This is a genomic window from Pseudomonas sp. SWI7, assembly GCF_006351945.1.
GTDB classification, from domain to species: Bacteria; Pseudomonadota; Gammaproteobacteria; order Pseudomonadales; family Pseudomonadaceae; genus Aquipseudomonas; species Aquipseudomonas fulva.
The window spans coordinates 4,601,665-4,626,455 of sequence record NZ_CP040930.1; the positions used below are offsets into that span (position 1 = coordinate 4,601,665).

Annotated in this window: 28 protein-coding genes, 1 pseudogene and 1 riboswitch; of the genes and pseudogenes, 16 read left to right on the forward strand and 13 right to left on the reverse strand. The window is 62.8% G+C overall.

Annotated features, from left to right (window positions below):
* The first annotated feature begins 83 nt into the window (after window positions 1–83).
* Genes hemA through murI form a run of 5 tightly spaced genes read left to right on the forward strand, consistent with a single transcriptional unit; the run spans window position 84 to window position 4,809 of the window.
* Window positions 84–1,361, forward strand: a complete 1,278-nt coding sequence (hemA, locus tag FH041_RS21110; RefSeq protein ID WP_027916625.1) for a glutamyl-tRNA reductase — start codon at window positions 84–86, stop codon at window positions 1,359–1,361.
* Window positions 1,358–2,440 (forward strand): peptide chain release factor 1, encoded by a 1,083-nt coding sequence (gene prfA / locus FH041_RS21115; RefSeq protein WP_027916624.1) that lies wholly within the window; start codon window positions 1,358–1,360, stop codon window positions 2,438–2,440. The genes hemA and prfA overlap by 4 nt, the downstream gene beginning before the upstream one ends.
* A complete protein-coding gene (gene prmC, locus FH041_RS21120) occupies window positions 2,440–3,270 on the forward strand; it encodes a peptide chain release factor N(5)-glutamine methyltransferase (protein WP_140175028.1) in 831 nt (276 codons plus the stop codon). Before prfA ends, prmC begins: the two co-directional genes overlap by 1 nt.
* Window positions 3,264–4,019: a molybdopterin-synthase adenylyltransferase MoeB gene (locus FH041_RS21125; protein ID WP_027916622.1), complete on the forward strand. Its 756-nt coding sequence runs from the start codon at window positions 3,264–3,266 to the stop codon at window positions 4,017–4,019. The genes prmC and FH041_RS21125 overlap by 7 nt, the downstream gene beginning before the upstream one ends.
* Window positions 4,012–4,809: a glutamate racemase gene (gene murI / locus FH041_RS21130; protein WP_027916621.1), complete on the forward strand. Its 798-nt coding sequence runs from the start codon at window positions 4,012–4,014 to the stop codon at window positions 4,807–4,809. Before FH041_RS21125 ends, murI begins: the two co-directional genes overlap by 8 nt.
* Before the next feature lie 43 nt (window positions 4,810–4,852).
* Here the strand turns inward: murI and FH041_RS21135 are convergent, their stop codons facing one another.
* From FH041_RS21135 to FH041_RS21155, 5 genes and pseudogenes are all read right to left on the reverse strand, one after another.
* The gene (locus FH041_RS21135) at window positions 4,853–5,554 is read right to left on the reverse strand and encodes an SDR family oxidoreductase (RefSeq protein WP_033737269.1); all 702 of its coding nucleotides are present in this window, start codon (window positions 5,552–5,554) and stop codon (window positions 4,853–4,855) included.
* Window positions 5,555–5,575: 21 nt separating this feature from the next.
* A complete protein-coding gene (gene phrB, locus FH041_RS21140) occupies window positions 5,576–6,994 on the reverse strand; it encodes a deoxyribodipyrimidine photo-lyase (RefSeq protein ID WP_049695440.1) in 1,419 nt (472 codons plus the stop codon).
* Window positions 6,985–7,885 (reverse strand): annotated as a pseudogene (locus FH041_RS21145) (MerR family transcriptional regulator). The gene phrB and the pseudogene FH041_RS21145 overlap by 10 nt, the downstream one beginning before the upstream one ends.
* Window positions 7,875–8,843 carry a DUF523 and DUF1722 domain-containing protein gene (locus FH041_RS21150; RefSeq protein WP_027916618.1) on the reverse strand — a complete coding sequence of 323 codons (969 nt, stop codon included), beginning with the start codon at window positions 8,841–8,843 and terminating at the stop codon, window positions 7,875–7,877. The pseudogene FH041_RS21145 and the gene FH041_RS21150 overlap by 11 nt, the downstream one beginning before the upstream one ends.
* A 97-nt stretch (window positions 8,844–8,940) precedes the next feature.
* The gene (locus tag FH041_RS21155) at window positions 8,941–9,927 is read right to left on the reverse strand and encodes an NAD(P)/FAD-dependent oxidoreductase (protein ID WP_027916617.1); all 987 of its coding nucleotides are present in this window, start codon (window positions 9,925–9,927) and stop codon (window positions 8,941–8,943) included.
* A 187-nt stretch (window positions 9,928–10,114) separates the two neighbouring features.
* Between FH041_RS21155 and FH041_RS21160 the strand changes: the two genes are divergently transcribed.
* Together FH041_RS21160 and hemH are read left to right on the forward strand one after the other, a co-directional pair.
* A complete protein-coding gene (locus FH041_RS21160) occupies window positions 10,115–11,020 on the forward strand; it encodes a TIGR01777 family oxidoreductase (RefSeq protein WP_140175030.1) in 906 nt (301 codons plus the stop codon).
* Between the two features lie 13 nt (window positions 11,021–11,033).
* A complete protein-coding gene (gene hemH / locus FH041_RS21165) occupies window positions 11,034–12,050 on the forward strand; it encodes a ferrochelatase (RefSeq protein ID WP_104926520.1) in 1,017 nt (338 codons plus the stop codon).
* Between the two features lie 55 nt (window positions 12,051–12,105).
* Here the strand turns inward: hemH and FH041_RS21170 are convergent, their stop codons facing one another.
* Together FH041_RS21170 and upp are read right to left on the reverse strand one after the other, a co-directional pair.
* The gene (locus FH041_RS21170) at window positions 12,106–13,380 is read right to left on the reverse strand and encodes a uracil-xanthine permease family protein (RefSeq protein ID WP_023534705.1); all 1,275 of its coding nucleotides are present in this window, start codon (window positions 13,378–13,380) and stop codon (window positions 12,106–12,108) included.
* A 2-nt stretch (window positions 13,381–13,382) separates the two neighbouring features.
* Window positions 13,383–14,021 carry a uracil phosphoribosyltransferase gene (gene upp / locus FH041_RS21175; RefSeq protein ID WP_027916614.1) on the reverse strand — a complete coding sequence of 213 codons (639 nt, stop codon included), beginning with the start codon at window positions 14,019–14,021 and terminating at the stop codon, window positions 13,383–13,385.
* A 163-nt stretch (window positions 14,022–14,184) separates the two neighbouring features.
* On the opposite strand from upp, the gene FH041_RS21180 reads away from it, so the two are divergent.
* The 3 genes from FH041_RS21180 (at window position 14,185) to FH041_RS21190 (ending at window position 15,641) form a co-directional block, all read left to right on the forward strand.
* Complete coding sequence (locus tag FH041_RS21180) at window positions 14,185–14,742, forward strand: hypoxanthine-guanine phosphoribosyltransferase (RefSeq protein WP_140175033.1); 558 nt, start codon at window positions 14,185–14,187, stop codon at window positions 14,740–14,742.
* A 64-nt stretch (window positions 14,743–14,806) separates the two neighbouring features.
* The gene (locus FH041_RS21185; RefSeq protein ID WP_028688106.1) at window positions 14,807–15,277 is read left to right on the forward strand and encodes a hypothetical protein; all 471 of its coding nucleotides are present in this window, start codon (window positions 14,807–14,809) and stop codon (window positions 15,275–15,277) included.
* Window positions 15,278–15,344: 67 nt separating this feature from the next.
* Entirely contained in the window at window positions 15,345–15,641 is a 297-nt protein-coding gene (locus FH041_RS21190) for a PA4642 family protein (RefSeq protein WP_027916611.1), read from the forward strand.
* A gap of 39 nt (window positions 15,642–15,680) precedes the next feature.
* On the opposite strand, the gene mqo is transcribed toward FH041_RS21190, so the two are convergent.
* Both mqo and FH041_RS21200 read right to left on the reverse strand, forming a co-directional pair.
* Window positions 15,681–17,189 (reverse strand): malate dehydrogenase (quinone), encoded by a 1,509-nt coding sequence (gene mqo, locus FH041_RS21195; RefSeq protein ID WP_023534698.1) that lies wholly within the window; start codon window positions 17,187–17,189, stop codon window positions 15,681–15,683.
* Between the two features lie 604 nt (window positions 17,190–17,793).
* The gene (locus tag FH041_RS21200; protein WP_027916610.1) at window positions 17,794–18,027 is read right to left on the reverse strand and encodes a hypothetical protein; all 234 of its coding nucleotides are present in this window, start codon (window positions 18,025–18,027) and stop codon (window positions 17,794–17,796) included.
* Between the two features lie 166 nt (window positions 18,028–18,193).
* Between FH041_RS21200 and FH041_RS21205 the strand changes: the two genes are divergently transcribed.
* Window positions 18,194–18,775: a YajG family lipoprotein gene (locus FH041_RS21205; protein WP_023534676.1), complete on the forward strand. Its 582-nt coding sequence runs from the start codon at window positions 18,194–18,196 to the stop codon at window positions 18,773–18,775.
* Between the two features lie 67 nt (window positions 18,776–18,842).
* Here the strand turns inward: FH041_RS21205 and FH041_RS21210 are convergent, their stop codons facing one another.
* Complete coding sequence (locus FH041_RS21210; protein ID WP_027916609.1) at window positions 18,843–19,049, reverse strand: hypothetical protein; 207 nt, start codon at window positions 19,047–19,049, stop codon at window positions 18,843–18,845.
* Window positions 19,050–19,209: 160 nt separating this feature from the next.
* On the opposite strand from FH041_RS21210, the gene FH041_RS21215 reads away from it, so the two are divergent.
* The gene (locus tag FH041_RS21215; protein ID WP_027916608.1) at window positions 19,210–19,470 is read left to right on the forward strand and encodes a hypothetical protein; all 261 of its coding nucleotides are present in this window, start codon (window positions 19,210–19,212) and stop codon (window positions 19,468–19,470) included.
* Between the two features lie 59 nt (window positions 19,471–19,529).
* On the opposite strand, the gene FH041_RS21220 is transcribed toward FH041_RS21215, so the two are convergent.
* Complete coding sequence (locus FH041_RS21220; protein WP_027916607.1) at window positions 19,530–20,696, reverse strand: 1-acyl-sn-glycerol-3-phosphate acyltransferase; 1,167 nt, start codon at window positions 20,694–20,696, stop codon at window positions 19,530–19,532.
* 127 nt (window positions 20,697–20,823) lie between these two features.
* Here FH041_RS21220 and FH041_RS21225 point away from each other — a divergent pair, with 127 nt between their 5' ends.
* The 4 genes from FH041_RS21225 to FH041_RS21240 all read left to right on the forward strand — a co-directional run bounded on the left by FH041_RS21225 (window position 20,824) and on the right by FH041_RS21240 (window position 22,848).
* The gene (locus FH041_RS21225) at window positions 20,824–21,009 is read left to right on the forward strand and encodes a CPXCG motif-containing cysteine-rich protein (RefSeq protein WP_023534664.1); all 186 of its coding nucleotides are present in this window, start codon (window positions 20,824–20,826) and stop codon (window positions 21,007–21,009) included.
* Window positions 21,009–21,269, forward strand: a complete 261-nt coding sequence (locus tag FH041_RS21230) for a putative signal transducing protein (protein ID WP_027916606.1) — start codon at window positions 21,009–21,011, stop codon at window positions 21,267–21,269. Before FH041_RS21225 ends, FH041_RS21230 begins: the two co-directional genes overlap by 1 nt.
* Before the next feature lie 15 nt (window positions 21,270–21,284).
* Entirely contained in the window at window positions 21,285–21,905 is a 621-nt protein-coding gene (locus FH041_RS21235) for an SOS response-associated peptidase (RefSeq protein WP_027916605.1), read from the forward strand.
* A 124-nt stretch (window positions 21,906–22,029) separates the two neighbouring features.
* Window positions 22,030–22,848: a M48 family metallopeptidase gene (locus FH041_RS21240; protein WP_023534677.1), complete on the forward strand. Its 819-nt coding sequence runs from the start codon at window positions 22,030–22,032 to the stop codon at window positions 22,846–22,848.
* Between the two features lie 58 nt (window positions 22,849–22,906).
* Here FH041_RS21240 and FH041_RS21245 read toward each other — a convergent pair whose 3' ends face one another.
* Entirely contained in the window at window positions 22,907–23,491 is a 585-nt protein-coding gene (locus tag FH041_RS21245) for a TMEM165/GDT1 family protein (protein ID WP_023534668.1), read from the reverse strand.
* A gap of 88 nt (window positions 23,492–23,579) precedes the next feature.
* Window positions 23,580–23,719: riboswitch (yybP-ykoY riboswitch) on the reverse strand.
* Between the two features lie 42 nt (window positions 23,720–23,761).
* Entirely contained in the window at window positions 23,762–24,757 is a 996-nt protein-coding gene (locus FH041_RS21250; RefSeq protein WP_140175035.1) for a class I SAM-dependent methyltransferase, read from the reverse strand.
* Window positions 24,758–24,791: the final 34 nt, after the last annotated feature.

Genomic DNA, 24,791 nt, shown 5'->3' on the forward strand with positions numbered 1-24,791 from the left:
TCAGCGCAATAGCGAGCGGTGGTTGTCCTGCAACCTGCGAAAGAGGACAATTATCGGCTTCCTGTCACAACCAGCGATCTTGCATGGCCTTTCTTGCACTTGGTATCAACCATAAGACTGCCTCGGTAGACGTACGCGAGCGCGTGGCGTTTACCCCGGAGCAGCTGGTGGACGCCCTGCAGCAGCTCTGCCGCCTCACCACCAGTCGCGAGGCAGCGATCCTGTCCACCTGCAACCGCAGCGAGCTCTACATCGAGCAGGACCAACTGTCGGCCGATGCCGTGCTCCAGTGGCTGGCCGACTATCACCGCCTCAGCCTCGACGAACTGCGTGCCAGCGCCTACGTGCATGAAGAACACGACGCCGTCCGGCACATGATGCGCGTCGCCTCCGGCCTCGACTCACTGGTGCTCGGCGAACCGCAGATCCTCGGCCAGATGAAATCCGCCTATGCCGTTGCCCGCGAGGCCGGCACCGTCGGGCCGCTGCTCGGGCGCCTGTTCCAGGCCACGTTCAGCGCCGCCAAACAGGTCCGTACCGACACCGCCATCGGCGAAAACCCCGTGTCGGTCGCTTTCGCGGCCGTCAGTCTGGCCAAACAGATCTTCAGCGACCTCGCCCGCAGCCAGGCACTGCTGATCGGCGCCGGCGAGACCATCACCCTGGTCGCTCGCCACCTGCACGAGCAGGGCGTACGCCGCATCGTGGTGGCCAACCGTACGCTCGAGCGCGCCAGCACCCTGGCCGAACAGTTCGGCGCACATGCCGTGCTGCTCGCCGATATCCCCCAGGAACTCGCCAACAGCGATATCGTCATCAGCTCCACCGCCAGCCAGTTGCCGATTCTGGGCAAGGGCGCCGTCGAAAGCGCCCTCAAGCAGCGCCGACACAAACCCATCTTCATGGTCGATATCGCCGTCCCGCGCGACATCGAGACCGAAGTGGGCGAGCTCGACGATGTGTACCTGTATACCGTCGACGACCTGCATGACGTGGTTGCCGAAAACCTCAAGAGCCGCCAGGGCGCTGCCCAGGCCGCCGAAGAACTGGTGGCGGTGGGGGCCGAGGATTTCATGGTGCGCCTGCGAGAGCTGGCCGCTGTCGATGTGCTCCGGGCCTACCGCCAGCAAAGCGAGCGACTGCGCGATGAAGAACTGCAAAAGGCCCAGCGCTTGCTGGCCAATGGTGGCAACCCTGAAGACGTATTGGCCCAATTGGCGCGCGGCCTGACCAACAAGCTCCTGCATGCGCCCAGCGTGCAGCTGAAAAAGCTCTCGGCCGAGGGCCGCCTCGATGCGCTGGCCATGGCCCAGGAACTCTTTGCCCTCGACGAGGGCTCCACGGACAAATCCCTGCAATGAAAGCGTCGCTGCTCAATAAACTGGACATTCTCCAGGACCGCTTCGAAGAACTCACCGCCTTGCTCGGTGATGCCGAGGTCATTTCCGACCAGACACGTTTTCGCGCCTATTCCCGCGAATATGCCGAAGTCGAGCCGGTGCACACGGCCTATCAGCAATGGCGCAAGGTCCAGGATGATCTTGAAAGCGCCCAGGCGCTGCTCAAGGACAGCGACCCGGACATGCGTGAAATGGCCGTGGAGGAAGTGCGTGAGGCCAAGGACCAGTTGGTGGCGTTGGAGTCGCAACTGCAGCGCATGTTGCTGCCCAAGGACCCCAACGACGGGCGCAACGTGTTTCTCGAGATTCGCGCTGGAACGGGTGGCGACGAAGCGGCGATCTTTTCGGGCGATCTGTTTCGCATGTATTCGCGCTACGCGGAAAAGCGCGGCTGGCGGCTGGAGATCCTTTCCGAGAACGAAGGCGAGCACGGCGGGTACAAGGAAATCATCGCCCGCGTCGAGGGCGAGAACGTGTACGGCAAGCTCAAGTTCGAGTCCGGCGCGCACCGTGTACAGCGCGTCCCTGAAACCGAATCCCAGGGCCGCATCCACACCTCGGCCTGCACCGTGGCGGTTTTGCCGGAGCCGGATGAACAAGCGGCCATCGAGATCAACCCAGCCGACTTGCGCGTGGACACCTACCGCGCGTCCGGCGCGGGCGGTCAGCACGTGAACAAGACCGACTCGGCCATCCGCATCACGCACTTGCCCACAGGCATTGTCGTCGAATGCCAGGAAGAGCGTTCCCAGCACAAGAACCGTGCGCGCGCCTTGTCCTGGTTATCGGCGAAGTTGAACGACATGCAGACCAGCGCCGCTCAGAACGCCATCGCCAGTGAGCGCAAACTGCTGGTGGGCTCCGGGGATCGCTCCGAACGCATCCGCACCTACAATTATCCACAGGGTCGGGTCACGGACCATCGCATCAACCTGACCTTGTACTCGCTGGACGACGTGCTGGCCGGTGGGGTCGATGCGGTGATCGAGCCCCTGCTGGCCGAATACCAGGCCGACCAACTGGCTGCACTGGGGGACTGATGACCATCATCGCCAGCCTGCTGCGCAACGCGCAGTTACCCGACTCGCCTACCGAGCGCCTGGATGCCGAGCTGCTGCTGGCGGCGGCGCTTGGCAAGTCGCGCAGTTATTTGCACACATGGCCAGAGCGCATCGTCAGCAGCGAAGCTGCCCAGACCTACGCCGGCTACCTGCAGCGGCGCAGGGAAGGGGAGCCTGTGGCCTATATCCTGGGCCAGCAGGGCTTCTGGAAGATCGATCTGGAAGTGGCCCCGCATACGCTCATCCCGCGCCCGGACACCGAACTGCTGGTCGAGACGGCACTGGAGTTGCAGCCTGCGCTGCCGGCCAGGGTGCTCGACCTGGGGACCGGCACCGGTGCAATTGCCCTGGCGCTGGCCAGCGAGCGACCGGCGTGGCAGGTAACGGCGGTGGATCGCGTGCCCGAGGCCGCCGCGTTGGCCGAGCGCAATCGCCAGCGGCTTGGCCTGGCCAACGTCCGCATCCAGGTCAGCCACTGGCTTGAGGGGCTTGCCGACGAGCGCTTCGACCTGATCGTCAGTAACCCACCCTACATCGCGGCTTCAGACCCGCATCTGGTCGACGGTGACGTGCGCTTCGAGCCCAGCAGCGCGCTGGTAGCCGGGGTCGACGGTCTTGACGACCTGCGGGTCATCGCCGCCCAGGCGCCGAGCCACCTCGCCCCTGGCGGTTGGCTTCTGCTCGAGCATGGTTACGACCAGGCTGATGCCGTCCAGGTGCTGTTGCGGGAAAACGGCTTTGTCGAGGTGGGCAGCCGCATCGACCTGGGCGGTCACCAGCGCATCACCGTGGGGCGCTTGCCATGCTGAGCGACCAGGAGCTGCTGCGCTACAGTCGGCAGGTATTGCTGTCCCAGATCGACATCGACGGCCAGCTGCGCCTCAAGCAGAGCAAGGCCCTGATCGTCGGACTCGGTGGCCTGGGCTCGCCTGTGGCGCTGTATCTGGCAGCTGCCGGCGTTGGCGAGCTGCACCTGGCGGATTTCGATACGGTCGACCTGACGAACCTGCAGCGCCAGGTCATCCATGACAGTGCCAGCGTGGGCATGAGCAAGGTCGACTCGGCCCTGCAACGTTTGCAGGCGATCAACCCGGAAATCGACCTGGTCGCCCACCGCCAGGCGCTGGATGAAGACTCACTGGCCGCTGCCGTATCGGCAGTGGACCTGGTCCTGGACTGCTCGGATAACTTCGGTACACGTGAGGCGGTCAACGCGGCCTGCGTGGCGGCCGCGAAGCCCTTGGTCAGTGGCGCCGCAATACGCCTGGAAGGCCAGCTGTCGGTGTTCGACCCGCGCCGGGACTACAGCCCCTGCTATCACTGCCTGTATGGCCATGGCAGCGAGGCCGAGCTGACCTGCAGCGAGGCTGGCGTGATCGGCCCCTTGGTGGGTCTGGTGGGCAGCTTGCAGGCGCTGGAGGCCATGAAGCTGCTGGCCGGCTTTGGCGAACCCTTGGTAGGGCGACTGTTGCTGATCGACGCCTTGGGCACGCGCATCCGTGAGTTGCGGGTCAAACGCGACCCTGGCTGCGCGGTGTGTGGCAAGCGCGATGGCTGAGCGCGAGGGGCCGGTCGGGGTGATGGACTCCGGGGTGGGGGGGCTGTCGGTGCTTGCCGAGATTCGTCAACGCTTGCCCAACGAAACGCTCCACTACCTCGCGGATTGTGGCCATGTGCCGTACGGGGAAAAGTCCCCGGACTACATTCGTGAACGCTGCCGCCACATCGCCGCCTTCTTGCATCAACAAGGCGCCAAGGCCATGGTACTGGCCTGCAACACGGCTACCGTGGCTGCGGTGGCTGATCTGCGCGCGCACTATCCTCACTGGCTGATCGTGGGCATGGAGCCGGCGGTCAAGCCTGCCGCAGCGGCCACCCGTTCAGGGATAGTCGGCGTGCTGGCCACGACCGGAACCTTGCAAAGTGCCAAGTTCGCCGCCTTGCTCGATCGCTTTGCCAGCAACGTGCAGGTGATCACCCAGCCTTGCCCCGGGCTTGTCGAACTGATCGAAACGGGAGACCTGAACAGCCCGGTGTTACGCACGTTGCTGGGCAGGTACGTTGAACCGCTTCTGGCGGCGGGCTGCGATACCTTGATACTGGGCTGCACGCATTACCCGTTCTTGAAACCCTTGCTGGCTGAAACGGTGCCCTCCCACGTGGCCGTCATCGATACGGGCGCAGCCGTGGCGCGCCAACTCGAACGCCTGCTCGCGGGTGCTGATCTGCTGGCACCCGGCCCGGCTCGGCCAACGCGGTTCTGGACCAGCGGCGATCCACGCGCGTTGATGGATATCCTTCCGGTGCTGTGGCATACCTCTCAAGACGTGGAACGTTTCACGTCCTGAGCACATTGCACTGCTTGACTGCACGGCATGTTGAGCCTCGCAGCTAGTGCTGCGGCAGCGGCCAGAGATTCGACGGGTTCAGCGTCTCGAGCACCAGCTCAGGCTCACGTGCAGGCAAGCGCGCCAGAAGCTCCAGCGCCGCTGTGTCGGCGGTCCAGTCTTCAGGCACCGCGCTGGCAGCCGTCACAGGGTTTTTCAGGGATTGTGGCGCTACCACTGTCAGCGCTATGCCGTTGGCGAGCAACGATGAACGCTGCTCCCTTACCCACTGCACGGCGTTGTTCCAGCCGGCAGGAAACTGCGTCGGCGCGTAGAGCTGCGTGGCGGAGTAGCGGCTGAAAACCGCCATTATCTGGGGCGTATCGCCCTTGGCCAGCAAGGGCGTGGCGTACTCGAGGCAGTGCTGTGCCGCCTGAAGGTTGGTGGTGATCAGATGCTCGAACAACTCGCTGTCCGAGGTACCAGGGAGCAAGTAATCACAGGTGGCGGCATTCAGGATCAAGCCATCCAATGAGCCCCAGGCGTCGCCGATCATGCGGCCTGCCTCGTCAGCATCGGGCTGCTGATGTAATTGGCCTGGAAGCCGCAGCAAGCGATCGCCATGGTGCAAGCACAAGCGATCGAGTTCCTCGCTTGCACCTGCACTGGCGGCGACCCGCTGCCCATTAGCTAAAAGATTGCGGACCAGTGCCAGGCCCAGCCCATCCGTTGCGCCCGTAACCCAAAAACTGCGTGAGCCACCCACGGCATTGCCCTCTATACACGACTAGCGGGGCAACTCCTTGAAAGCCTGGAGCGCCCGCTGTCGACTACTGTGAAGATCGACGATAGGAGTGGGATAGAGATTAGCATCAATCAAGCCGTGGCATTTTCCGGGGTCGTGGATATTTTTGTCGTCAATGCCCTGCAATTCAGGTACCCACTGACGGATGAAGCGGGCCTTGGGGTCAAAACGTTGGGACTGCGACACGGGGTTGAAGATCCTGAAGTAGGGGACCGAGTCGGTGCCGGTGGATGCGCTCCACTGCCAGCCGCCGTTGTTGGCCGCCAGATCGCCGTCGATCAGATGGCGCATGAAGTGACGTTCCCCCAGCCGCCAGTCGATCAACAGGTTCTTGCTCAGGAACATGGCGGTCAGCATGCGTAGCCGGTTGTGCATCCAGCCGGTGGCCAGCATCTGGCGCATGGCCGCATCGATGATCGGGAAGCCGGTTCGGCCCTGCTGCCAGGCTTCGAATTCCTTGGGTGCTTTACGCCACGGCAACGCCTCGGTGTGCGCACGGAAGGCACGATGCCGAGACACCTGGGGATAGCCCGTCAAGATGTGCTTGTAGAATTCGCGCCAGAGCAGCTCGTTGATCCAGGTCTGGACGCCGCTGCTGCCGCTGTCGAACTCGCCTCGGTTGTGGGCCAGCGCGGCATGCAGGCATTGGCGGGGTGAGATGACCCCCGCTGCAAGGTAGGCTGACAGCTGACTGGTGCCCTCGCGAGCAGGAAGATCACGCAACGTCTCGTAATCGTCGATGACCTCGTCGGTGAATCGGGCAAGCCTTGCCTGAGCCTCCTGCTCGCCAGCAGGCCAATGCTTGCGCAGCGCGTCTGCGGGCTTTTCGAAGGGGTCGACATGGTGCGCAATCGGGTCGCTCTTGATTGATGTCGGGGCTTGACGTTTAACCGGTGAGGCCATTGAGGGCAGGCTGCGGTGCAAGTGTTCCAGGCAGTTTTTCTTGAATTGGCCGAACACCTGGAAGTAGCCGCCACTGCGGGTCAGCACCGTTCCGGGCCGGAACAGGAGCTGGTCGAGGTGGCTGTGAACCTGAACCTCGGAGGCTTCGAGCAATTGGCGCGTGGCCGTGTCGCGGCGGGCCTCGTTGATGCCGTATTCCTCGTTCCAGTGAACGCTCTGGACATGATGCTTCCGGCAGACGTCGAGCACAGCCTGAGGCGCATCATCCCAGGTGTCTATCGTGCGTATGAGCAATGGGATGTTGAGCGCATCAAGCGACTGGCGCACCTCGCGCAGGTTGCGTAGCCAGAAATCCACTTTGCAGGCCGCATCGTCATGGGCCTGCCATTGACCAGGGCTGATAAGCCACAGGGCCAGGGTTGGGCCACGTTCACTGGCGGCGCTCAGGGCGGTGTTGTCGGTAACGCGTAGGTCACTGCGAAGCCAGGTCAAATGCATGAAATCGGAATCTCTCCAGGCTGGCAGTCACAGGCCTTGCAGTAACTGCAAGGCCGCTTGAGGGGTATCGAAGGTGTGCAGGTGAGGCAGGTCGAGCGAGCCCAGTTGGGCCTGATGCAGCGCCAGCAAGGCTCCCCCGGCAAGGGTGGGCAGCTGCAGGTTCTGGAGCGTGCGCTGCAACGCGCGGGTGTCGATGCGCGGGCCGAGGTTCAGGAGCACCGCGCGCGGCTTCAAGGCCGCAGCTGCACTCTGCAACTGCGCACCGGCCACGGCTTGCTCGAGGATTTCCACCGCAAAGCCATTGCTGGTGAACAGCCATGCGCAGAGCCACAGGCCAGGGTCGAAGCCTCGGTCACTGTCTTCGGCAAGCAGAACCGGTGGGCCCTGTAGCAGCTGATTGTCGTGATACACCCGCGCGCCCAGTTTGCTGCGCAACCACGTATGGAAGAACACCTGCTCAAGCCGGGCGTTGAAGTAATTGCGCCAGCGCAGTTCCAGCAGGTCCAGCAAAGGCAGCAGCAACTGCTCGCATAACGTGACGGCAGGGTAGAGCGCCATGGCCTGGTTCAACTGATGATCCAGCGCCCGTTGCGACAAGTTGGCGATGGCTTCGAGCATCTGGAACTGACGGGTTTGCCAATCCCCGGTGGGTGGGGTGCTGAGTGGCTTGTCCAGCAAATCCCCCACCTGGCTGACCGATGCACCACGCTGCAACCAGGCCAGGATCGCTTCCACTCTCTCGACCTGTTCGACCGGGTACAGTCTATGCCCCTTGGGTGTGCGCTGTGGCTTGAGCAGCCCGTAGCGCCGCTCCCATGCGCGCAGGGTGACCGGGTTGACGCCCGTGCGCCGGGCCAGCTCACCAATTGGTAGAAGAATCTCAGACCGCATTACGTAGCCCCAGGCGTTCAGGATGAGGCTGCAAGTAGGCTTGTTGCAGCAGGTAGGGGTCAGGGTGGTTGCGCAGATGATGCTTGAGCAGGGTCAGCGGTACGATCAAAGGCACGACCCCTTGCTGGTACTGTCCGATCAACGTCTGCAGCTCGGCTTTGTCGGCAGGGGTCAGGGCGTTTTTGAAGTAGCCGCTCAGATGCTGCAACACATTGCCGTGTGTGCCACGGCTGGCACAGCGGCGCAAAGCCTGCATCAGCTCCGAGAAATAGCGGGGGGCGACAACGGCCGTATCGTCGTCCTTGCTCATGCTGCCGAGCATGCGCCCCAAGGTGCGATAAGCCTGCGGGTTGTTCGCCATCAGCAGGTACTTGTAGCGGGAGTGGAAAGCCAGCAGCGCATGGCGACTCAAGCCTTGCTCAAGCAGATGTTGCCAATCGGCGTACGCGTACACGCGGCTGATGAAGTTTTCGCGCAGAACAGGGTCGTGCAGGCGGCCTTCCTCTTCGACCGGCAGGTCTGGCCTTAGCTCGCAAAAAGCTTGCGCATAGGCGCCGCGACCGCGGTTGATGGCCGGGTGACCATTGTCCTGGTAGACCTTGACACGCTCAAGACCGCACGAGGGCGACTTCTGCATGAAGATGTAGCCGCAAACATCATCAAGTTCGGCGGCCATCTGTTTACCGTAATCACGCAGCGGACCCGTATAGTCCAGGTCAGGGTTGCGCGTGCCCACGACTTCAGGATGTTCAGGGTCGCCCACCAGCCGGATTGGATCGCGCGGTACACCCAGGCCAATGGCCATTTCTGGGCACACCGTCGTCCATTCGAAATGTTCTTCCAGTTGGGTGCGGCACAGGTCCGAGGACTTGTGCCCACCGTTGTAACGCACGTTATGCCCGGTCAGGCAGGCACTGATAGCGATGCGCGGCTTGTGGTGAACTGCAGGGTCGTGCATAGCTGCCTCCGTATACCTGTACAACTTATCAGTCATGTACAGGAATATTCCAGCACATAGTGGGTCCGGTGCGAACCCTTAAGGTGTAGATAGCCGATCAGTCCAAGTGTTCAAGTAAACGGCGCGCGGCCTCTTGTCCACTCAACCAGGCACCTTCCACCCGTCCGGACAGGCACCAGTCCCCGCAGGCATATAACCCTTGGTCGGCATCGGCCAGGGCGCCGAATTCGTGATGGCTGCCGGGGCGGGCGTACAACCAGCGGTGGGCCAGGGCAAACGCGGGCTCAGGCACGGCGCAACCGACCAGTTCGGCGAACTCGCCGCGCAGGTGCTCGACGACGTCGTCCTTGGACAGGTCGATGTGTTGTCGGCTCCAGTTGGAAGTGGCGTGCAGTACCCACGTGTCCAGCGTCTCGTCGCGCCCCGGCTTGCTGCGGTTGCGTGCCAGCCAGTCAAGGGGGCTTTCCTGGACGAAGCAGCCTTGCATGGGCGTATCCAGAGGGGCCTTAAAGCCCAGCGCCACCGCCCACGTCGGCTCCATCTGCACCCCGGCGGCCACGGCTGCGAGCTTTGGCGTGGCTGCCAGCAGGGGCGTTGCCTGTGGCGCCGGGACGGCAACCACCACACGGCGGAATGGACCATGGCTGCAGCCCTCGGTGTCCTGCAGGTGCCAGTAGTCCTTGCCGCGAAAGACCTCGGTAATACGGCAGGCGAAGCTTACGGTCATGTCCTTGAGCAGGCCGCGGGTAATGGCGCTCATGCGTGGCACGCCCACCCAGCGGGTCTGTTCATCGGGGGAGGGGGTGAGTGACCCGTCGCGGTAGTTGTACAGCTGTGGTTTCCACTGCGCCGCCCAGCCGGCGGCTACCCAGTGCTGCAGTTCTTCGACGAAGCGGCGATCACGGGCGGTGAAATACTGCGCCCCCAAGTCCAGTGCACCGGCTTCGCTGCGTTTGCTGGCCATGCGCCCGCCGCTGCCATGGCCCTTGTCGAAAAGGTGCACGGTCTGCCCGGCGCTCTGCAGTGCCTGGGCGGCTGACAGGCCGGCAATGCCAGCCCCGATGATGGCAATAGGTATGGTCATGATGGCCTCTTAAAACCTTGCTATGCGCAGATTACGCTGTCAGGCAAACCTGTACAATCATAAAAATATGTATAAGTATATTCCGCAAGTAACGATTGGTTGGCCTATGTTTATCGGAGAGCATGGGCGCTAGAAAGTGCCTTGATGTTAAAAATAGACCACTGCCTTATTCCATGAGGACACTGCCATGCACATCCTGCTGACAGGCGGCACCGGATTGATAGGCCGGCACTTGTGCCGTCACTGGCTTGCTCAAGGGCATCGGCTCACCGTGTGGAGTCGACGTCCCGAGGCGGTGGCGACGCTTTGCGGCGACGGTGTCAGAGGCATTGCCGAGCTCAATGAACTGGAAGCGGCCGACCCCATTGATGCCGTGGTGAATCTGGCCGGTGCGCCGATTGCCGATCGACCCTGGACGGCCTCTCGGCGCAACCTGCTGTGGTCAAGCCGCATCGCCCTTACGGAGCAATTGCTGGCATGGCTGGGCAGGCGTGAGCAGCGTCCGGGCGTGCTGATCTCAGGTTCGGCCGTGGGATGGTACGGTGACGGCGGCGAACGTGAGTTGACCGAAGACGCCCCGCCGGTGGTCGAAGACTTCGCCAGCCAACTGTGCATCGCCTGGGAGGAAACGGCGTGCCGTGCACAAGCGCAGGGCATTCGGGTGGTGCTGGTGCGTACAGGGCTGGTGCTGGCCAGCGACGGCGGCTTCCTGTCTCGCCTGCGCTTGCCCTTCAAGTTGGGATTAGGTGGGCCGATAGGCAACGGTCGGCAGTGGATGCCCTGGATCCACATAGACGACCAGATCGCCCTGATTGATTTTCTCTTGCAGCGCACCGACGCCAACGGCCCTTACAATGCCTGTGCACCTGAGCCTGTGCGTAACCGTGAATTTGCCAAGCAGCTGGGCAGGGCGCTGCACCGACCTGCCGTGATACCCCTGCCTGGGTTGCTGCTGAAAGCTGGCCTGGGCGAGATGTCGAACCTGCTGCTCGGTGGCCAGCGCGCCTACCCCACGCGGTTGCTGGCAGCCGGGTTCACGTTCCGCTTCAACGATCTGCAATCGGCGCTGGGCAATTTGTCCAGCCGCCTCTGACATAGGATGCTGCATGACCGATCACGCTTTGCTGCTGGTCAACCTGGGTTCACCGGCCTCCACGTCGGTAGCCGATGTTCGCCGCTACCTCAATCAGTTTCTCATGGACCCCTATGTGGTCGACTTGCCCTGGCCCATCCGGCGCCTGTTGGTGTCGTTGATACTGATCAAGCGTCCCGAGCAGTCCGCCCACGCCTATGCCTCGATCTGGTGGGACGAGGGCTCGCCGCTGGTGGTGCTTACCCGTCGCCTGCAAGCGGCCATGGTCGATCACTGGCCTCACGGGCCGGTGGAAATCGCCATGCGCTACGGTGAGCCAGCCTTGCCCCAGGTACTGGAGCGGCTTGCGGCGCAGGGTATACGCAAGGTCACCCTGGCGCCCCTGTACCCACAATTTGCCGACAGCACAGTAACGACCGTCGTGGAGCTCGCCCGGCAGACCATCACCGAGCAGCAACTGCCGCTGCAGATGCGCGTGCTGCAACCGTTCTACGATGATCCAGACTACATCGACGCATTGGTCGCCAGTGCCCGGCCCTATTTGGAGCAGGACTATGACCACCTGCTGCTCAGCTTCCATGGCTTGCCCGAACGCCATTTGAAGAAACTCTTCCCTAGCGGTACGAAGCATGACCTGCGAGCGCCCGAGTGCTGCGAAGGTGCCAGCGCCCAAGTGCGTGCCGTGTGTTACCGCGGGCAGTGCCTGGCTACGGCCAGGGCGTTCGCGACGAAGCTGGGCATACCAGCGGGCAAGTGGTCGGTCTCCTTCCAGTCGCGGCTGGGCCGGGACAAGTGGATCGAACCCTATACCGAAGCGCGGCTGGACGAACTCGCCCAGGCCGGGGTGAAGAAGTTGCTGGTGATGTGCCCGGCCTTCGTGGCTGACTGCATCGAGACGCTCGAGGAAATCGGCATGCGCGGCAGCGAGCAATTCGTCGAAGCCGGTGGTCAGGAGCTGGTGCTGGTGCCCTGCATGAACGAACACCCGGAATGGGTGAGGGTGCTGGCCAAGCTCTGCGAAAACGCTTGATGGCCCGCCTGGTCTGGCCCCGTCGAGGACGGCGCCAGACCAGGCGACTCAGGCGTCAAGGCAACTGATCATCCTGCTGCTTGTGCTTCCAGGCATCGTTGCCTGGCAGGATGAGGTTGAGCGCGATCGCCACGATGGCGCACAACGCGATGCCCTTCAGGCCCCAGTCGTCGGGACCGTCACCGCTGCCGACCAGCACGCCGCCGATACCGAATACCAGGGTCACCGACACGATCACCAGGTTCCGCGCTTCGGCGAGGTCGACCTTGTGGCGGATCATGGTATTGAGCCCGACGGCTGCGATCGAGCCGAACAGCAGACAGAGGATGCCACCCATCACAGGCACCGGAATGCTCTGCAGCAGGGCGCCGAACTTGCCGATGAAGGCCAGGGTGATGGCGAACACCGCAGCCCAGGTCATGATCTTCGGGTTGTAGTTCTTGGTCAGCATCACCGCGCCGGTCACCTCGGCGTAGGTGGTGTTGGGCGGTCCGCCGAACAGGCCGGCTGCCGTCGTGGCGATGCCGTCACCCAGCAGCGTGCGGTGCAGGCCCGGTGTCTTCAGGTAGTCCCGTCCCGTCACGCTGCCCACCGCGATGACCCCGCCGATATGCTCGATGGCCGGCGCCAAGGCCACGGGCACGATGAACAGGATGGCCTGCCAGTTGAAGGCAGGGGCGGTGAAGTTGGGCAATTCCAGCCAGGGCGCCGCTGCAATCTTCGCCGTGTCGACCACCCCGAAAGCGAACGACAGGGCAAAACCCACCAGCACGCCGGCGATGATCGGCACCAGGCGGAAGATGCCTTTGCCGAACACGGCTACGATCAGCGTCGTCAGCAGGGCCGGCATGGAAATCAGCATGGCGGTGCTGTAGGGCAGCAGCACGCTACCATCGCCAGCCTTGCCCATCGCCATGTTGGCCGCGATCGGTGCCATGGCCAGGCCGATGGAGATGATCACCGGGCCGATCACCACCGGGGGCAGCATACGGTCGATGAAGCCTGTGCCCTTGATCTTCACCATCAGGCCCATGAAGGTGTAGACGAACCCGGCGGCCATGACGCCACCCATGGTTTCTGCCAGACCGAACTGGCCCTTGGCGAGAATGATCGGGGTGATGAAGGCAAAGCTCGATGCCAGGAAAACCGGCACCTGACGCCCGGTCACCAGCTGAAACAGCAAGGTGCCAAGGCCTGCGGTGAACAGCGCGACGTTAGGGTCCAGGCCGGTAATCAAGGGCATCAGCACCAGCGCGCCAAATGCCACGAAGAGCATCTGCGCGCCTGAAACGACCTGACGCCAGAGCGGGTCGTTGTAGCCGTCCTGCATGGTCAGGCGTCCTTTTGCTTGGTGCCGAAGATCTTGTCGCCGGCATCACCCAGGCCTGGGACGATGTAGCCATGTTCGTTCAGGCGCTGGTCGATGGAGGCCGTGTAGATCTGCACATCCGGGTGGGCCTTGTGTACCACGTCAATGCCCTCTGGGGCAGCAACCAGGACCATGGCGCGGATTTCCCGGCAACCGGCCTTTTTCAGCAGGTCGATGGTGGCGACCATCGAGGCGCCGGTGGCCAGCATCGGATCGATGATCAGTGCCAGGCGCTGATTGATGTCCGGCGCGAGCTTTTCCAGGTAAGTGTGGGCCTCAAGCGTCTCTTCGTTGCGGGCCACGCCCACCGCGCTGACCTTGGCACCCGGCACCAGGCTGAGCACGCCGTCGAGCATGCCGATGCCTGCGCGCAGGATTGGCACGACCGTGATCTTCTTGCCGGCGATCTTTTCCACGGCAACCTTGCCGCACCAGCCGTCGATTTCGTAGGTTTCCAGTGGCAGGTCCTGGGTGGCCTCGTACGTCAACAGGGCGCCGACTTCCTGGGCAAGTTCGCGAAAATTCTTGGTGCTGATATCAGCACGGCGCATCAGGCCGAGCTTGTGGCGGATCAGCGGATGGCGGATCTCACGAGTGGGCATAGGGGGGGCTCCGAAAGGCGGGCAAAAAAACCGCGCTAGATTAATCTATTCAGCCTGTGCTGTCGTCTGATCATTTTGCACGTTAGTCCATAAACGCTTGATCTGTGACGAGCGGATGCGTACCTTTGCCCGCTTTTCCAAAATGCACCTCCTGGAGAGCGCCATGTCCGCCGATCTCGAGCATATCCGTCAAGTCATGCGTGAAGCAGACTGCCTGTACACCGAAGCCGAAGTCGAAGCGGCCATCGCCAAGGTCGGCGAGCAGATCTGCCAAGAACTGCACGACAAGAACCCCGTGGTGTTCTGCGTGATGAACGGCGGCCTGATCTTTGCTGGCAAGCTGTTGACCCACCTGCAATTCCCGCTGGAAGCCTCGTACCTGCACGCCACCCGTTACCGCAACCAGACCAGTGGCGGCGAGCTGTTCTGGAAGGCCAAGCCGGAAGTCTCGTTCATCGACCGCGATGTGCTGATCGTCGATGACATTCTCGACGAGGGCCACACCCTCAGCGCTATCATCGACTTCTGCAAGCATGCCGGCGCCCGCGCCGTGCACACGGCCGTGCTGATCGACAAGGACCACGACCGCAAGGCCAGCCCGGACCTCAAGGCCAACTACGTGGGCTTGCCGTGCGTCGATCGTTACATCTTCGGTTATGGCATGGACTACAAGGGCTACTGGCGCAACGCCAACGGCATCTTCGCCGTCAAAGGGCTCTGAGCGCAGCCTGCCTGCCGCCCGCGTGTAGCATGCTAGAGTGCTCCTTCAAGCCAAGGAGCCTCACATGCGTGCGTTCATCCCGTTCCTGCTGGCAGTCAGCCTGCCCCTGGCTGCCGCGCCGATGCACAGCCAATTCTTGCCGCCCGACGACCAGTCCCTGCGCCAGGCAGCGCCCACCGCCCAGCAGCTCCTTCAGGTCACCGACTACACCGTGGTGGTCGGCGCCCAGCGCCAATCGGACCAGCAACCCATTCCGATCACTTCTTCCTTGCAGGTGCGCCTCAAAGGCAAGCCTCTGAGCAAGGCGGCCAGCATCACCCAGGTGCTGCTGACCTTCGACGGCGAGGCGGCCAAGAGCCTGAAAAAGCCGCTGTACGACGAGAAGACACGCACGCTGAGCTTGAATTACCCGCTCAGCGATTACCGGGTCATCATGGACCTGCTGCGCAACGAGACCCTGTATGTGCAGTTTCTCACCTATGCCAACGGGCACATCTGGGCGGACCTGCACACCGGCACCGTACGTACGCGTTGAGGCTCGCGCGCGGCGGAAGGTACACTGCCGCCCTTTGAACATCGTGATGGTCCAGTTGGAGTCGGCAATGCGTAAAGACAAGAAACAGGTAATCGGTGACGAAATCAGCGACGACTACATCAAGGCGTTTCTCCAGTTCGAGCCCGCCGATGAGGTCACCTCGCCCTCGCTGCACAAGCTGGTAAAGGCTTACCGCGGCTTGCGCGTGGATGACTTCCGGCGTTTCGTTGGCTTCTTCGTCGAAGCAGGCTTGGACCTCGATGGCAAGGACGAGCACGGCAAGACGTTCGCCGAGCAGATCGCCGATCAGCGCAATGGCGAGGAGTACATCGAAATCATCGAAAACGCCCGCTCACGGGCATGAAAAAACGCCCCGAGGGGCGTTTTTCGTCGGCCGGGCGGCTTAGGCGTAATGCTTGGCTGCCGGGCTGCTTTGCACCAGATCCAGTGCCGCATCGTTGTCGGCGCTGATCTTCTGGTAAAGCGCAGCGTCGGTGGCCAGGGTCTTCTCGCGCGCCGGGAAGATCTCCTTGAGCTTGGCTGCCCAGGCACCTTTTGCCTGCTCCGGGAAGCAGCGCTCGATCAGTTCCAGCATGATCGAGACCGTCACCGAAGCACCGGGCGATGCGCCCAGTAGCGCCGCCAGGCTGCCGTCCTGGGCAGACACCAACTCGGTACCGAACTGTAGAACGCCGCCTTTCTTCGGGTCCTTCTTGATGATCTGCACACGCTGGCCAGCCACTTCCAGGCGCCAGTCTTCGGCCTTGGCCTCGGGGTAGAAGCGGCGCAGGGATTCCAGGCGCTGCTCCATCGACTGCATCACCTCACTGACCAGGTACTTGGTCAGGTCCATGTTGTCTCGGGCCACCGCCAGCATCGGGCCAAGGTTGCCCAGGCGTACCGACAGGGGCAGGTCCAGCAGCGAACCGTGCTTGAGGAACTTGGTGGTAAAGCCGGCATACGGCCCGAACAGCAGGGATTTCTTGCCGTCGACCACGCGCGTGTCCAGGTGCGGCACGGACATGGGCGGCGCGCCAACGGCGGCCTGGCTGTAGACCTTGGCCTGATGCTGACTGACGATTTCCGGATTGTCGCAACGCAGCCACTGGCCACTGACCGGGAAGCCGCCAAAGCCCTTGCTTTCGGGGATGCCGGAGGCCTGCAGCAGCGGCAGGGCAGCGCCGCCGGCGCCGAGAAACACGAAGCGGGCGTCCACTTCGCGGCTGCCGCCGCTGTTGACGTCCTTGATGCTGACCGTCCAGCCGGCGCCGTTGCGACGCAGGCCCACGACCTTCTTGCAATACTTGACCTGCGCGTCGGGCGCGTCGCCCAGCAACTTGAGCAGTTTGTTGGTCAGGGCCCCGAAATTGACGTCGGTCCCCTTGAGCACCCGGGTGGCGGCAATGTGCTGGTCAGCCGGGCGGCCCGGCATCATCAGCGGCATCCACTCGTTCATCACGGCCTTGTCGTCGGTGTACTCCATCTCGGCAAAGGCGTGATGCTGCTTGAGCAGTTCATAGCGCTTTTTCAGGAAGGCGATGCCCTTGTCACCCTCGACGTAGCTCAGGTGCGGTACCGGGTTGATGAACGCCCGCGCCGGGCCGAAGTTGCCTTTCTTGCTCAAGTAGGCCCAGAACTGGCGAGACACCTCGAACTGGGTATTGATGTGCACGGCCTTCTTGATGTCGATGCTGCCATCAGCGGCCTGGGGCGTGTAGTTCAGCTCGCACAAGCCGGCGTGGCCGGTGCCTGCGTTGTTCCAGGGGTTGGAACTCTCTGCGGCCCCGGAATCCATCGCCTCGACCACTTCGAGTTTCAGGGTCGGGTCGAGTTCCTTGAGCAGTACGGCCAGGGTGGCACTCATGATGCCTGCGCCTACCAGTACTACATCAACCGATTCGTTCTGCGCCATTTAACGCGTCTCCACAATCTACAGCTACCTAATTGACAGCACAGGATCACCGGGTTCTCCAGGATCGCCATGTCCGACTTTTCGCAGTTCATGCAACGTCCGCGGACACCGCCAACCAGTCTTTGGGTTCGCCTATTGAACCCTGTTTGCCCCAGGTGCGGCAATTCGACTTATGGTCAACGACCGTCGGATGCGCTACGCAAGCCGCTCAGACACGCATCCAGGTTGGGGCCATTTGCCGCCTGTTCAGGGCTGTAGGGGACACACCTGCCGCTTTTGCACATGCCAGATTGTTCATTTGCTCGCCACACTCTTGTGAAGTAGTGAAAACCGTTTTTTCACGCTCTTTTGGAGACGTGAACCTCAAAAGGGGACTGCGCGATGGCAACCCACAGGTTCTTTGCAGTGTGACGGCCATGGAAGCAGGCACGACAGCCGATGCAAGACCTGAGTGGAAGGCTCTCTGTGGGCGAGGCGGGTAGATTTGCCGTGGTCAGACGGCGGATGCGGGGCCCGATCAGGAGACGTCCTTATAATCGGGGGGAGATTATAGCGATGTCGCAGCCAGAAATGTCGCCATTTCGCGGTTTTATTGCGGGGTTTTTCAGGCAGCCAGGATGCGTTGGTGCCAACGACGACTTGTCGGCTTGCAAACCCGGGCATCGTCCGGCAGTGCATGACCCAGCCAGGCAAGCTGCACCTCTTGCACCTGCACCCAGCCATCGCCCTCGGGTGCTTGCGAGCAATGCTTGAAGGCCAGGCACGTGCCATTCGCGTCGAGCAGGGCGTAGGCGGTATGGCGAGGAGCAGGCAACAGCAGGTGCAAAAGCGAGGCCATGGCAGATGTCCTGTGCAGGTGAACGTGCTGCCACCTTAAGTGTCGCCGGTTAAGCGTTCGTGACAACCTCGGGCCTACCGGGCGCAAGCGGTGCAAGCCGCTTGTAGCCAGGCCCTTGCCGCTGGGTATACTGTGCGCCATCGCCGCATTTTCTGGAGAATCGCGCATGTTGCAACGACTGTTGTTCGGTTTGATCACCGTAGCCAGCCTCAGCCTGGTCGGTTGTGCCCACAGCCCGCAACAACTCAATCCGCAGCCCAAGCTCACCGCGCAACTCACCCCGGTGGGGCAGGGCCAGCCGGTGGTGGTGCGAGTGGTAGACGGCAGGCCTTCACCGTCGCTGGGCACCCGCGGTGGCATGTACCCGGAAACCAGCACCATCAGTGTCAGCGGCAACCAGGTGGTGCCCAAGCTGCAGGCCCAGGCCGAGGCTGCCGTGCGCCTGCTGGGCTTCACGCCCACCACCGCAGGCAACGCGCCCCAGTTGACCGTTACCCTGGCCGAGCTGAAGTACCAGTCGCCCAAGGACAAGCTGTACGTGACCGAAGCCACCATTGGCGCTACCTTCCGTGCTGACGTCGCCAACAACGGCCGCCGCTACACCGGTCGCTATGGCGCTTCGCTGGATCAGCGCTTTGGCATGGCGCCAAACCAGGACACCAACACCCAGTTGGTCAGCGATGTGTTGAGCGACGCACTGACCCGGTTGTTCAAGGACCCAAGCATCGGTCAGGTGCTGGCGCAGTAACGTTCAATGCTTCACTCAAACCGCTGCCCGGTGACGGCCAGCGGTTTTTTCATGCCGCGTGCCGGTATCATGCCGTCGCGATGCGCAGGTCCAGCAGGCTGATCCCGGTCTGGGTGTCCACCTCGGGCCAGTGCTCATGGGCATGCCCGCCCAAGGCGCAGTAGACCAGCCATTGGCGGTCTTGGACATTGATGGCCAAACCATCGATGAGCGCCTGTTGCTCATCACTCTGGGCAACGAGGTAGAGGCGGTCCTGGTTTTCGGCATGCAGCATGAACGAGCTCCGGTTCGAGGAAGGACGACAGGGTGGCCTGTTCTGATGACGAACCGATGACAGATGAAATTAAATGACACCCGGTCGCCGCCGTGCAGGCAGTGCCAGGTGGCTTGGGTAGAATGCTGGCTTTTGTTCAGGTCTACGCCGAGGTAACGCGATGTCCATGCACATGCTCTGGGGGCTGATTGCCGCCCATCCCACCAAGCTCATCAATGTGCTGGCCTTGCTGCTGACGTGTCCGGGCGGCCTGCTGTTGCACAGCGCCAGGCGTGAGGCGGCCGATGCACGGCTAGGGTTGGGGGCGCAGCCGAGGACGTTTGCGCGATTCGCTGGGTGGGTGCCCAGGCAGCGCTACAGCCTGGGCTTCGCCTGCCTGGCCATTGCGCTGGTGCTGTCGTGGGTCAGCACCTGGGCCTGAGCACAATCGGGGGCTCAGGCCGAACGCGAGGCTCGCGTTCAACAGCGCCCCCTTGATGCTCAAGCAAGCGGTGCCTGCTGCCTGACCTGATACTGATTGCGCACCGGCGTCGCGTATTGCAACACCAGGTAAGGCCGCTGCTCTTCAGGGCAGGCATCCAGACGGCGCTGCCATTCTTCCTTGGCCTTGGCCAGTTCATCGGCTGGGAACACCTGCTCGGCGCTTGGCACCTGCAGCGTGTCATCCTGCTCGGCCCACATCGCATAGGCCAGGTAATGCACGGGGAACAGTCGATAACCGCCGAGGATCTGCCGGTCGATTTCCGCTGCCAGCTGCTTGGTGTCCTCGTAGTACTGGGTCACTGGCGGTGCAAAGTTGATGTGCACGCGGCCCTTGTAGCCGGTAATGCCCTTGGCGATGCTGTGATCGTCCTCTCCCGGCGCCTTCTGGTAAGTACCGGTGGTGGCGCGGATGTACAACTCACGGGCCTTGGCCTGGTCGCAGGGGTCGTATTCGTAGCTGATCGATACCGGCGTCAGGTTCAGGCTCTGGATGACCGCGCCGAATGCCTCGTCCTTGCGGCTCATGTGGAACATCTTGAGGATGGCCGAATCGGTGCGGTCGTCGCCATCCTTGGCCCGGCCTTCGGCCTGGGCGATCCAGATGGAGGTGCTGTCGTTGATGATGGAGTGACTGATATAGGCCGACAGTAGCTGGTAGGCGGCCAGTTTCTCGCGACGGCCGGTGATCGAGCGGTGCACGATGAAGCTCTTGTTGAGCCGCATGAGGTCGCTGACGAAGGGTTTTTGCAGCAGGTTGTCGCCGATGGCGATGCGCGGGGTGGGCAGGCCGGCGTGGTACACCGCGTAGTTGACGAATGCCGGGTCCATGACGATGTCACGGTGATTGGCCAGGAACAGATAAGCCGTGCCGGCCTTGAGCTGCTCCACACCCGAATAGGTCACGCCATCGGTGGCGCGGTCGATGGTGCGATCAACGTAGTGCTCGACCTTGTCCTGCAGGGTCGATACACAGGTCACGCCAGCGAACTCCTGGCGCAGGCGCCGGGCGATCAGCGGTTTCAGCAGCCAGCCAAAGGCACCGGCTGCGCGCGGGAAGCGGAAATGAGTCAGGATATCGAGGAATGCCGGGTCGCTGAGCAAGCGTGCCAGAACTCCAGGGACCTCAGCGTCGTCGTATGGTCGGATGGCATCGAATTCGCCCATCATGCTCTCTTGTTGGAAACGGCTAGGGTAATAATGAAGTACGGGCAGGCTCCGAAAAACGGCTCGGACGCACGTGGCCCTGTAAACAGAGCGGCAATTATACGCATAACTCGTCGTGGAGGCCCTGATGCTGGAAACAGAGTTCTACGATTGCCCTTATTGTGGCGAACGGGTGGAAACCTACGTCGATCTGTCCGGCGGCGATCAGGTCTACACCGAAGACTGTCAGGTGTGCTGCCGGCCGATCGTGTTCGTGCTGCAGGTGCATGACGACGAATGGATGCTCGATGTCAGACGTGAGGACGATGCGTGATGAGGCGTATCTACGAACCTGAAAGCCTGCTCGAGGCTGAGATGCTGGCCGGTATGCTTGCCAGCGAAGGGGTGCAGGCGCACCTGGTGGGCCGCGATCTTGTCGGGGCGACCGGCGAATTGCCTCTGCACGGTCTGCTGGGCTTGTCGGTGGCCGATGAGCAGGCCGAATACGCACGGCAGTTGATCGATGCGTACAATGACGCCCAGCCACTGGTTGGCGACGAGCCGGAGAGCTTCCCCGGTACCTTGATCTGCTAGGTTCAGAATTACCTCATGTGTGGACGTTACGCCCTGTTCCGCTGGTCCCAGGCATTGGCCAACCTGCCTGGCTTTCCCGCCGGGCAACCCGCCCAGTGGAATATTTCGCCCGGCAATACTGTCCTTATCCAGCGCCAGCTGGATGGGCAGCTGCAAGTGGCCAAGGCACGCTGGGGGCTGACGCCGCCGTGGCTCACCGACCTTTCCCGCACGCCCGCGCACGCCCGCGCCGAAACGCTGGCCGAGCAGCCGATGTTTCGCGAAGCGTTTCGCCAACGACGCTGCCTGATACCGGCCAACGGGTTCTATGAGTGGCGGGGCAGTGTGCGCAAACGGCCCTTCTGGCTGACCCCGGGGGAGGGGGCATCGCTGTATTTCGCCGCTGTGTGGGAGGCTTATGCCGTACAGGAGCAGGTTTGGCTCAGTTGCGCCGTGGTCACCCAGGCGGCGATGAACCAACGCAGGCCCCTGATTCTGGATGAGGCAGGGCAGGCTGCCTGGCTGGATCCGCAAACGCCGCTGATCCGTTTGCAGGAATTGCTGGCCAGCCCCTCGGTGACGTTGCGCGAGCGGGCACTGGCGCCTTTCGTGAACGACCCGAAACTGGACGCTCCCGAGTGCCTCACCCCGGCCTGAGTGCCTGTCCATGCTTTGTGGCGCGCCGCGCAGAGGGCACGGGTGTGCAAAATCTTCCCTGCGGCTATGGCGGCCTACCCATGAGTCATCCTAGGATACGGCGCATGTAAAAAGGAGTGTTTCCATGCGTAAGTCTTTTGTCATCAGCCTATTGAGCGCTGGCATCCTGCTCGCCGGCTGCCAAGGGGTGAACACCACCAGCGGCGGTGCAGTGGGCGTTGAGCGCAAGCAGTACATGTTCAGCATGCTGTCGCCGGACGAGGTCAACACGATGTACGCCCAGTCGTACCAACAGACCCTGGGCGAGGCGTCCAGCAAAGGCTTGCTCGACAAATCCAGTGCCGATGCCAGGCGCGTACAGGCCATTGCCAACCGATTGATTGCCCAAGCGCCCCAGTTCCGGCCGGACGCTGCGCAGTGGAAGTGGGAGGTCAACGTGATCAAGAGCGATGAGCTCAATGCCAACTGCGGACCAGGCGGCAAGATCATCGTCTACACGGGCCTGATCGATCAGCTCAAGCTCAACGACGCCGAGATCGCGGCCGTCGTGGGTCACGAAATCGCCCACGCCTTGCGCGAGCACAGCCGTGAAGCCATGTCCAAGGCCTACGGCGTGGAAATGGCGCGCCAGGGGGCCGGCGCCATCTTCGGCCTGGGTCAGGACAGCATGGCGCTGGCCGACACCGTGGTGAACTACGCCATGACCTTGCCCAACAGCCGGGCCAACGAGAACGAAGCAGACCTGATCGGTCTTGAGCTCTCGGCACGTGCAGGCTACGACCCGAACGCGGCCATTACCCTGTGGAACAAGATGAGCAAGGCCTCGGAAGGGGCGCCACCGGAGTTCATGAGTACGCACCCGGCCTCGGCCAGCCGTATTGCCGCCTTGCAGGCAGCCATTCCCAAAGTCATGCCACTGTATCAGGCAGCGGCCAAGCCCTGAGGCCGGCTGCAAGTGGGCAAGCTGGCGCCATGAAGGCGCCGGTCTGCCCGCCGGTGCGTCAACCCACCCAACCGCTGGCCTTCATGGCCGTGTAGACCGCAACGATCGCGAGCACGAAGAACGCGGCGGCCGCCAGGCGGCGAATCAGCGTCAGCGGCAGTTTGTCGGCGGCGAAATTGCCCGCCAGCACCACGGGCACGTTGGCGATCAGCATGCCCAGCGTGGTACCGACGATGACCATGATCAGGTGTGGGTACTGCGCAGCCAGCATGACCGTGGCGACCTGGGTCTTGTCCCCGATCTCGGCAAGGAAGAACGCGATCAGCGTGGTCAGGAACGGCCCGAAGCGGCGCGCAGGGTTTTCGTCGTCGTCCATTTTGTCCGGCACCAGCGTCCACAGGGCCGTGGCGGTGAAGCTGGCGGCCAGGATCCAATGCAGCGCAGCGTCGCTGAAGAAACTGCCGAACCAGGCGCCCACGGCACCTGCTGCGGCATGGTTGGCCAGCGTGGCCGCGACGATGCCGGCAATGATGGGCCAGGGCTTGCGAAAGCGGGCAGCGAGGATGAGCGCGAGCAGCTGCGTCTTGTCGCCGATTTCGGCCAGGGCAACGATTGCGGTGGGGACCAGCAGAGATTCCAGCATCAGGATTCCTACGGGGGCGGGTCGACACGGCTATGACACGTACGACCTCCCCGCCCCGGGTAAGGTGTGCGTGTCATAGGTCTTGTCAAACCCCGGGCCTGTCTGTGCAGGCCTGGCCATGCAGGTTTGCATGGTGGGTCGCACGCGCCATGGTCTGTGGACCAAGTATGTTGACGCGTACCGGGCGAGCGTGGCGCTCGCGGGAGACTACTCCCCTAGGACGGTGCGGATTCTGCCTAGGCGAAACGGTTTCGGCAAGCGCTGTTTTTATCAGCGTGTTGCCTGGTAGATCCTGAACCCGCCGGCTTCCTCCAGGACCTGACAGTTGCCCAACGCTGCTTCGATGATCGGTTTGTAGCGCAGGAAGGTGTTGGCTACCAAGCGTATTTGGCCGCCTTTTCGCAGATGAACGGCAGATTTTTGCAGCAAGTTCTCCGATGCCTGGTAATCGGTATGGACCCCGGTGTGAAACGGTGGGTTGCTCAGTATCACGTCCAGGTCCAAAGGTGCTGCATCGATACCGTCACCTTGCACGACGTCGGCTTCCAGGCCGTTGGCCGCCAGGGTCAGACGGCTGGCGGCCACGGCGAAGGCATCCACATCGAGCATCGTTACCCGGCTGTCTGGGTAGCGCCGTTTCACTGCCGTCCCCAGCACGCCAGCGCCGCAGCCGAAGTCCAGCACATGACCTTCGGGCAGCGCCTCCAGGTGGCGCAGCAGCACCGCCGTGCCTCGGTCGAGGCGGCCGTGGCTGAAGACCCCAGGCAGGCTCACCACCTGCAAGGGACCCTCTGGCAGAGCCAGCTCGAACTGCTTGGCCAACGTGTGCAGCGCGACTGCCTCCGGCGCCTGCTCGATGCTGACTTGCCACAGTTGGCAGTGCCGGGCGCTGTCGAGTTTGCGCGGCTTGCCCAATGCCTGGAGGTGCCGTGCGACGCTTTCGATCCCCCCGCGCTTTTCACCCACCACGTACAACGTGCCGCCTTGCAGGCGTGCGGCCAGGGTGGTGAGCAGGTAGGCCGCCAGCTCGCGCGACTTGGGAAGAAACAGCACGGCAGTGGGCACGTCCACCGCTGGAGGCTCCACCGCGCAATGGCAGCGGCCGGCAAAGCGGCTTTCGAGCAGGGCGTGATCGCCTGCGTGCCAGGTCCAGGCATGAGCCTGGGGCAGTTGAGCCAACAGGCCATCGGCTGGGGCCCCTGCAATCAGCAGCGGGCCCTGGAACAGCTCTGCCTGGCGGAGCAACACTTCACTGCGCGGGTCCATGGACGACGCCTCCGAAAAATCGCGCAGTGTAGCA

Bases quoted from the DNA above. Each gene is read 5' to 3' on its own strand.
- prmC (WP_140175028.1), top strand. From the start codon at position 2,440: ATGACCATCATCGCCAGCCTGCTGCGCAACGCGCAGTTACCCGACTCG.
- FH041_RS21185 (WP_028688106.1), top strand. From the start codon at position 14,807: ATGCGTGCGTTCATCCCGTTCCTGCTGGCAGTCAGCCTGCCCCTGGCT.
- FH041_RS21190 (WP_027916611.1), top strand. From the start codon at position 15,345: ATGCGTAAAGACAAGAAACAGGTAATCGGTGACGAAATCAGCGACGAC.
- FH041_RS21240 (WP_023534677.1), top strand. From the start codon at position 22,030: ATGCGTAAGTCTTTTGTCATCAGCCTATTGAGCGCTGGCATCCTGCTC.
- hemA (WP_027916625.1), top strand. From the start codon at position 84: ATGGCCTTTCTTGCACTTGGTATCAACCATAAGACTGCCTCGGTAGAC.
- FH041_RS21220 (WP_027916607.1), bottom strand. From the start codon at position 20,696: ATGGGCGAATTCGATGCCATCCGACCATACGACGACGCTGAGGTCCCT.
- phrB (WP_049695440.1), bottom strand. From the start codon at position 6,994: ATGCATTTGACCTGGCTTCGCAGTGACCTACGCGTTACCGACAACACC.
- murI (WP_027916621.1), top strand. From the start codon at position 4,012: ATGGCTGAGCGCGAGGGGCCGGTCGGGGTGATGGACTCCGGGGTGGGG.
- FH041_RS21155 (WP_027916617.1), bottom strand. From the start codon at position 9,927: ATGACCATACCTATTGCCATCATCGGGGCTGGCATTGCCGGCCTGTCA.
- FH041_RS21250 (WP_140175035.1), bottom strand. From the start codon at position 24,757: ATGGACCCGCGCAGTGAAGTGTTGCTCCGCCAGGCAGAGCTGTTCCAG.
- mqo (WP_023534698.1), bottom strand. From the start codon at position 17,189: ATGGCGCAGAACGAATCGGTTGATGTAGTACTGGTAGGCGCAGGCATC.
- FH041_RS21160 (WP_140175030.1), top strand. From the start codon at position 10,115: ATGCACATCCTGCTGACAGGCGGCACCGGATTGATAGGCCGGCACTTG.
- FH041_RS21125 (WP_027916622.1), top strand. From the start codon at position 3,264: ATGCTGAGCGACCAGGAGCTGCTGCGCTACAGTCGGCAGGTATTGCTG.
- FH041_RS21150 (WP_027916618.1), bottom strand. From the start codon at position 8,843: ATGCACGACCCTGCAGTTCACCACAAGCCGCGCATCGCTATCAGTGCC.
- FH041_RS21235 (WP_027916605.1), top strand. From the start codon at position 21,285: ATGTGTGGACGTTACGCCCTGTTCCGCTGGTCCCAGGCATTGGCCAAC.
- FH041_RS21215 (WP_027916608.1), top strand. From the start codon at position 19,210: ATGTCCATGCACATGCTCTGGGGGCTGATTGCCGCCCATCCCACCAAG.
- FH041_RS21245 (WP_023534668.1), bottom strand. From the start codon at position 23,491: ATGCTGGAATCTCTGCTGGTCCCCACCGCAATCGTTGCCCTGGCCGAA.
- FH041_RS21205 (WP_023534676.1), top strand. From the start codon at position 18,194: ATGTTGCAACGACTGTTGTTCGGTTTGATCACCGTAGCCAGCCTCAGC.
- FH041_RS21210 (WP_027916609.1), bottom strand. From the start codon at position 19,049: ATGCTGCATGCCGAAAACCAGGACCGCCTCTACCTCGTTGCCCAGAGT.
- upp (WP_027916614.1), bottom strand. From the start codon at position 14,021: ATGCCCACTCGTGAGATCCGCCATCCGCTGATCCGCCACAAGCTCGGC.
- FH041_RS21200 (WP_027916610.1), bottom strand. From the start codon at position 18,027: ATGGCCTCGCTTTTGCACCTGCTGTTGCCTGCTCCTCGCCATACCGCC.
- prfA (WP_027916624.1), top strand. From the start codon at position 1,358: ATGAAAGCGTCGCTGCTCAATAAACTGGACATTCTCCAGGACCGCTTC.
- FH041_RS21225 (WP_023534664.1), top strand. From the start codon at position 20,824: ATGCTGGAAACAGAGTTCTACGATTGCCCTTATTGTGGCGAACGGGTG.
- hemH (WP_104926520.1), top strand. From the start codon at position 11,034: ATGACCGATCACGCTTTGCTGCTGGTCAACCTGGGTTCACCGGCCTCC.
- FH041_RS21230 (WP_027916606.1), top strand. From the start codon at position 21,009: ATGAGGCGTATCTACGAACCTGAAAGCCTGCTCGAGGCTGAGATGCTG.
- FH041_RS21180 (WP_140175033.1), top strand. From the start codon at position 14,185: ATGTCCGCCGATCTCGAGCATATCCGTCAAGTCATGCGTGAAGCAGAC.
- FH041_RS21170 (WP_023534705.1), bottom strand. From the start codon at position 13,380: ATGCAGGACGGCTACAACGACCCGCTCTGGCGTCAGGTCGTTTCAGGC.